This window comes from Clostridium sp., assembly GCF_051656525.1.
GTDB lineage: Bacteria > Bacillota > Clostridia > Clostridiales > Clostridiaceae > Clostridium.
Genome location: NZ_JBOGCC010000160.1, coordinates 1 through 6,177 on the forward strand (window position 1 = coordinate 1; position 6,177 = coordinate 6,177).

7 protein-coding genes are annotated in these 6,177 nt (G+C 29.3%); 6 read left to right on the top strand and 1 reads right to left on the bottom strand.

The window, feature by feature from the left end; translation table 11 throughout:
• The coding region (locus tag ACRDDY_RS08285) for a DMT family transporter (protein ID WP_438564482.1) at positions 1-953 on the bottom strand (953 nt) is incomplete at its 3' end.
• Between the two features lie 379 nt (positions 954-1,332).
• Here ACRDDY_RS08285 and ACRDDY_RS08290 point away from each other — a divergent pair.
• The 6 genes from ACRDDY_RS08290 to ACRDDY_RS08315 all read left to right on the top strand — a co-directional run.
• Positions 1,333-2,298 carry a sugar-binding transcriptional regulator gene (locus tag ACRDDY_RS08290; protein WP_438564483.1) on the top strand — a complete coding sequence of 322 codons (966 nt, stop codon included), beginning with the start codon at positions 1,333-1,335 and terminating at the stop codon, positions 2,296-2,298.
• A 142-nt stretch (positions 2,299-2,440) separates the two neighbouring features.
• Complete coding sequence (locus tag ACRDDY_RS08295) at positions 2,441-3,583, top strand: NAD(P)-dependent malic enzyme (RefSeq protein ID WP_438564484.1); 1,143 nt, start codon at positions 2,441-2,443, stop codon at positions 3,581-3,583.
• A 24-nt stretch (positions 3,584-3,607) separates the two neighbouring features.
• Positions 3,608-4,660 carry a [citrate (pro-3S)-lyase] ligase gene (citC, locus tag ACRDDY_RS08300; RefSeq protein WP_438564485.1) on the top strand — a complete coding sequence of 351 codons (1,053 nt, stop codon included), beginning with the start codon at positions 3,608-3,610 and terminating at the stop codon, positions 4,658-4,660.
• 19 nt (positions 4,661-4,679) lie between these two features.
• The gene (citD, locus tag ACRDDY_RS08305; protein ID WP_438564486.1) at positions 4,680-4,973 is read left to right on the top strand and encodes a citrate lyase acyl carrier protein; all 294 of its coding nucleotides are present in this window, start codon (positions 4,680-4,682) and stop codon (positions 4,971-4,973) included.
• The gene (citE, locus tag ACRDDY_RS08310) at positions 4,973-5,881 is read left to right on the top strand and encodes a citrate (pro-3S)-lyase subunit beta (RefSeq protein WP_438564487.1); all 909 of its coding nucleotides are present in this window, start codon (positions 4,973-4,975) and stop codon (positions 5,879-5,881) included. Before citD ends, citE begins: the two co-directional genes overlap by 1 nt.
• On the top strand, positions 5,871-6,177 hold a 307-nt coding region (locus ACRDDY_RS08315; protein WP_438564488.1), incomplete at its 3' end, for a citrate lyase subunit alpha. The genes citE and ACRDDY_RS08315, both read left to right, overlap by 11 nt.

Below are 6,177 nucleotides of genomic sequence, written 5' to 3' on the forward strand. Positions count from 1 at the left end.
TAGGTTGTGAGATTTTTTCTTGCATTTACACGTTTTAATTGGAAGATAATAAGTGATGCAATGATTATTACAATAGTACCTATTAAAACATTTGTAGTAATGACTTCTCCCATAATTAAAAACATTAAGATTGGAACTAGTACTGGTTTAATATAGAATACACTAGTAGCTGTAATAGCTGAAGTTTCTTTCATAGCTCCTAAGAAGAAGAAGAATCCTAAACCTTTTACAACAATACCAACGTATAGTAATAAACCAAAACTATGCATATTAATGCCTTTAATGATAGGAATGTGGAAAATCAACATAAATATAAACATTACTAAAACACCAAGATAGAATGAAAAACTATTTGTTACAGCTTTTCCGTATTTTTTAATAGTTTTAGTTGCTAAAACGTTAAATAAAGCAATTGAAAGTGCACCAAGAAGTGCTAAAGTAACACCAATTAAATGTTGATGAGCATCTTTTGATCCCATAGTACCAAATGGATTAAATATAATAATGATACCAACGGCAGCAAGGATAATTGCAAACCAACAACGAGAATCAAACTTCTCATGACATACTATTCTAGCTAAAGGAACGGTCATAATTGCATTTGAACAAACTAATACAGCAACGATAGCTGGAGTTGTATAAACTAAAGCTTCTTGCATTAAAGTCATACCAATAGAAACTTGAATTATTCCTAAAAGTAAGAAGTAAGCCCAATCCTTTCCCTTAAGATGAATATGCATTTTTCTAATATCTTTTATTGCAACTGGTAAAAGTATAGTTGCACCTATTAAGAAAGCTATTGAATTAATTTGATAAGCATTAAGATTATCCATTGCAAGATACTTACCACTTATCTCCTGTGTACTAAAACATAAAGCAGTTAAAAAAATGAAAATATAACCTTTGTATTTGGTTAAAGTATTTGACATAATGTTCGCATCCTTTCTCATCATTAGTAAAAATAAAATAATATAAAGCTAAATTTTTAATTATAAATTTTATAAGCATTTATGAAATTGTTTACATAGGGTATGTATTATAATAAAGCACTTATAAAACTTTCTATAAAACAAGGTAGGCTTGTCCAAATATTGTTTGAAATTAAATATTAAACTTTATACTTCTTAAACTAAGAATAACAAATAAAAAAAAAAAAGTCAAAACATTTGTTGCATAAAAATACAAATGTTAAAGAAAATTTTGAAAGAAAAATGAAGGAATATTCTGATAATTAAAGTGATAGCAATGAGAAAGGACAGGTTTTGTTGAAAATAAGAAAAAAATTATATATAATTAAATGATTGTAAAATACAAGAGATTAGAGGAAAGATTATGAATGATTATGAAAAACTCAATCAGCTAGAAAAAATAAATTTTCTAGCTGAATTATCAACTATGTACTATGACCAAGGGCTAACTCAATCTGAAATAGCAAGTAAGTTAGAAACCACTAGATTTAAGGTATCTAAATATTTGCAAGAGGCTAGAGAAAGTGGAGTTGTTGAGATAAATATTAATTATCCAAGACAGCGTTTGAAAAACTTAGAGAAAGAAATGGAAGAACGATTTGGACTAAAAGATGCAATTATTATTGATAATAAAACTTTACCGTATGATGAAATTATTTATGCATTAGGAGAGTTTGGGGCAGAATATGTTCAAGGAATAATTAAAGAAGACGATACTGTTGGGGTTCTTTGGGGAAAGACTATATCTAACGTAATAAAGCATATGAAACCTAATAATAAAATACCTATCACAGTACTACAGCTAGTTGGAGCAGCTGCAAAAGATAATCTACTTATAGATTCGCCAGAACTTATAAAGCGTTTGGCAAATGTATATAGTGGGAAATATAAATATTTGTATGCACCTTTATATGTTGACAATGATTATGCAAGAAAAGCATTCTTACAGGAGCCTGTAATAAATGATTTAATCTTTTCAGCAAGCAAGGCTAATATTGCATTAACAGGGATAGGAACAACAAATGCAGTATTTGCATCAAGTTTATGGAAGAACTACTTGAACGATGAAATCAAAAAGAAAAATGCAGTAGGATGTATTTATGGGTATGTATACGATGTTGAAGGAAATTTGATCGATGCAAGAATAAACCAAAAAGTTATAGGGGTAGATATAGATATTATAAAAAATATACCTTATAGAGTGGGTGTTACATCAGGAAAATTAAAAGGTGAAGCGATAATAGGTGCTTTAAGAGGAAAATTTATAAATGTATTAATAACAGATGCTGAAACAGCAACAAAAATATTAAATATAGATAAAGAAAACTAAAAGTAAATATTCTTTTAGTCTTTTTTTTGCCCTCTTTAAAACATTTGTTTTTATTTTTAACAAATGTTTTGACATGGTAAAACAAAGATGTTATTATTTAGATATAAAAACGGAGAAAATTTAACGAAAGAGGATGTAAAATATGGATGTAAAGAAAGAATCATTAAAGTTACATAAAGAAAAAATGGGAGAAATCGAAATTGTAGGAAAATTAAAGGTTGAAAATAAGGAAGATTTATCACTCGTTTATACGCCAGGGGTTGCAGCACCTTGTTTAGAAATTGCTAAGGACAAGTCTAAGGCATATGATTATACTTTGAAAGGAAGAACAGTTGCAGTTGTTACAAATGGAACAGCAGTACTTGGACTTGGAAATATAGGACCAGAAGGTGGACTTCCAGTTGTTGAAGCAAAAGCGTTATTACATAAAGCTTTTGCAGGAATAGATGCATTTCCAATAGCTATAAATGAAAACGATCCAGATAAGATAGTTGAGATAATAAAAGCTATATCACCAGGATTTGGTGGAATTCATTTAGAAGATATTAAAGCACCAGAATGTTTTTATATAGAAGAAAGATTAATAAATGAATTAGATATACCAATATATCATGATGATCAACATGGTACATCAATAGCAGTTTTAGCAGGTCTTTATAATGCATTAAAAATTGTAGATAAAAAAATGGAGGATATAAAGATTCTTATAAATGGAGCTGGAGCTTCAGGAATTGCCATTGCTAAACTTTTAATAAAGGCAGGTGCTAAGAATATAGTATTAGCTGATATAAATGGTGCAATAGTAGATGGAGATGAAACTTTAAATGCTCCACAAAAAGAAATGGCTAAAGTAACTAATAAAGATAAAGAAAGTGGTAAACTAGAAGATGTTATAAAAGGAAAAGATGTATTTATAGGAGTTTCAGTTGGAGACATAGTTACTAAAGAAATGGTACAAACTATGAATAAAGATAGTATAATATTTGCATTAGCAAACCCAACACCAGAAATTCTTCCAAGTGTTGCTAAAGAAGGTGGAGCTAGAATAGTTTCTACTGGTAGAGGAGATTTCAGTAATCAAGTAAATAATTTATTAGTATTTCCAGGCATATTTAAAGGTGCTATAAAAGGAAGAGTAAATAAATTAACTGATGAAATGAAATTAAATGCAGCTAAAGGAATTGCAAGCTTAATAAGTGATAAAGAGTTAAATGAAGAGAATATAATACCAAGTGTATTTAATAAAGAAGTTGTAGATGTAGTAGCAGAAGCAGTAAGAAAATAAACTAAAGACAAAGGAGACTATTATATGAGCATAAATGAATTTGAAAAAGTGATTCTAGATACTCCAAGAAAGAGAGAACTTGAGTCTGTAAAGGATTTTTTAGAAAAAGAAAATTTGCAGTTAGATAGAAAAATTGACTATACAATTAATATTGAGAAAGATGGTGAAATAATTGGTACAGGTTCCTTTGGGAAAAATGTTTTAAAATGTTTTGCTATTAAAGATGAGTATAGAGGACAAGGTCTTTCAAATATAATAGTTTCTGAATTAATAAATGAAGAATATAGAAGAAATAACTCTAGATTATTCGTTTTTACTAAACCTAAAAATGAAAACTTATTTAATAGTCTAGGATTCTATACCTTAGAAAAAGCAGAGAAAGCAATAGTATTAGAAAATGATAAGCATGGAATTGAAAGATATTGTAATGAACTTATTGATGAAAGTATTCGTTTTGATGTAAATGCTAGAAATTATAAAAAGGTTGCAGGCTTAGTTATGAACTGTAATCCATTTACATTAGGGCATCAATATTTAATAGAAAGAGCATCAAAAGAAAATGAAATAGTTCATTTATTTGTGGTAAATGAAGATGAGTCAATTTTCCCAACTGAAGATAGATATAAATTAGTAAAAGAAGGTATTAAAGAATTTAAGAATGTAATTCTTCATAAAGGAGTAGATTACATAATATCAAATTCAACTTTTCCAACATACTTCTTAAAAAGTGAAAGTGATATAGTTAAATCCCAAGCAGAGCTTGATATAAAAATCTTTGCAAAGCATATAGCAAAAGCTTTAGGAATAACTAGAAGGTATGTTGGAAATGAACCTTTTTGTAAAGTAACTTCAGTTTATAATGAAGTTATGAAAGAAGTATTACCAAAGCATGGAATAGACTTAATAGAGATAGATAGAAAGGCTATTCATGGAGAGGAAATAAGTGCATCTAAAGTAAGAGCCTTATTAAAGGAAGATAAAATTGAGGATGTTAGAGATTTAGTACCAAAGACAACATTTGATTTTTTACTATCTGATGAAGGTAGAAGAATTATTAATATAATAAAAAACCGTTAAAACTAAGGAGGAAATAGTTATGAAAATAGTAAAAGCTGCTTCAGCAGGAACTCTTGAATCAAGTGATATCCTAGTAACAGTAAAACCAAATGATAAGGGGATAGAAATTGATTTAAATAGTACTGTAGAAAAACAATTTGGTGAGCAAATAAGAAAGGTTATATCAGAAACTTTAAATGAACTTAATGTTTCTAATGTAACTGTTCAAGCAACTGATAAAGGTGCTTTAGACTGTGTTATAAAAGCAAGAGTTCAAGCTGCCGTTGTTAGAGGAACAGATGGAGAAAAATTTAACTTCGGAGGTGTTAAATAATGAGTTACAAATTAAGAAGAACTATGATGTATGTTCCAGGAAGTAATCCAGGGATGATTAGAGATGCACATATTTATGGTGCAGATTCAATAATGTTTGATTTAGAAGATTCAGTTTCAATAAATGAAAAAGATACTGCTAGACTTTTAGTATTTAATGCATTAAAAACATTAGATTATGAAGGTGTTGAATTAGTAGTAAGAATAAATGGATTAGAAACACCTTATGGATTAGAAGACTTAGAAGCTATGGTTAGAGCTGGAGTTGATATAATCAGACTTCCAAAAACTGAAACAGCACAAGATATAATTGATGTAGAAAATGAAATTGAAAGAATTGAAAAAGAAGCAGGAATTCCAGTTGGAACTACAGGAATGATGGCAGCTGTTGAAAGTGCATTAGGTGTAATAAATGCATATGAGATAGCAACAGCTAGCAAAAGATTAATGGGAATTGCAATTGGAGCAGAAGATTTTGTGACTGATATGAAAACAACAAGATCATTAGAAGGAATTGAGTTATTAACTGCAAGAAGCCAAGTTCTTTTAGCAGCTAGAGCAGCTGGAATATATGCTTTTGATACTGTATTCTCAGATGTTAATAATGAAGAAGGATTTATTCAAGAAACTACATTAATAAAACAATTAGGATTTGACGGTAAATCTGTAATTAATCCAAGACAAATAGGACCAGTAAATAAAATCTATACACCATCACAAAAAGAAATTGATAAATCAATTAAAATAATAATAGCAGCTGAAGAAGCTAAAAAACGTGGTTCAGGAGTTGTATCTTTAAATGGTAAGATGGTAGATAAACCAATTATTGAAAGAGCTAAGAGAGCTATAATGCTTGCTAAAGCAGCAGGTGTGCAAGTAGATTTTGGAGGTGACATTGATGTTAAATAAGATAGGAAGAGAAATACCAAAAAATATAAAAGGCGTAGAAGGAAGAGAAGTTTTTGAAGGAGCTTTTGCTGTAGAGCCAAAGGGAAGACTAAGAGGAAGAGAGATAGCTGAGGTTAAACCTGGTGAAACTAAATTGTTAAGTAGCATAGAAGAAGCCATTAAAAAGACAGGATTAAAAGATGGAATGACAATTTCTTTCCACCATCACTTTAGAGAAGGTGATTATGTTTTAAATAAAGTTATGGACGTAATTGCAAGCATGGGAATTAAAAATTTAAATTTAGCACCAAGTTCAT

Excerpts from the sequence above, each read along its gene's own strand:
- ACRDDY_RS08290 (WP_438564483.1), top strand. The coding sequence starts at position 1,333 with ATGAATGATTATGAAAAACTCAATCAGCTAGAAAAAATAAATTTTCTA.
- ACRDDY_RS08295 (WP_438564484.1), top strand. The coding sequence starts at position 2,441 with ATGGATGTAAAGAAAGAATCATTAAAGTTACATAAAGAAAAAATGGGA.
- citC (WP_438564485.1), top strand. The coding sequence starts at position 3,608 with ATGAGCATAAATGAATTTGAAAAAGTGATTCTAGATACTCCAAGAAAG.
- citD (WP_438564486.1), top strand. The coding sequence starts at position 4,680 with ATGAAAATAGTAAAAGCTGCTTCAGCAGGAACTCTTGAATCAAGTGAT.
- citE (WP_438564487.1), top strand. The coding sequence starts at position 4,973 with ATGAGTTACAAATTAAGAAGAACTATGATGTATGTTCCAGGAAGTAAT.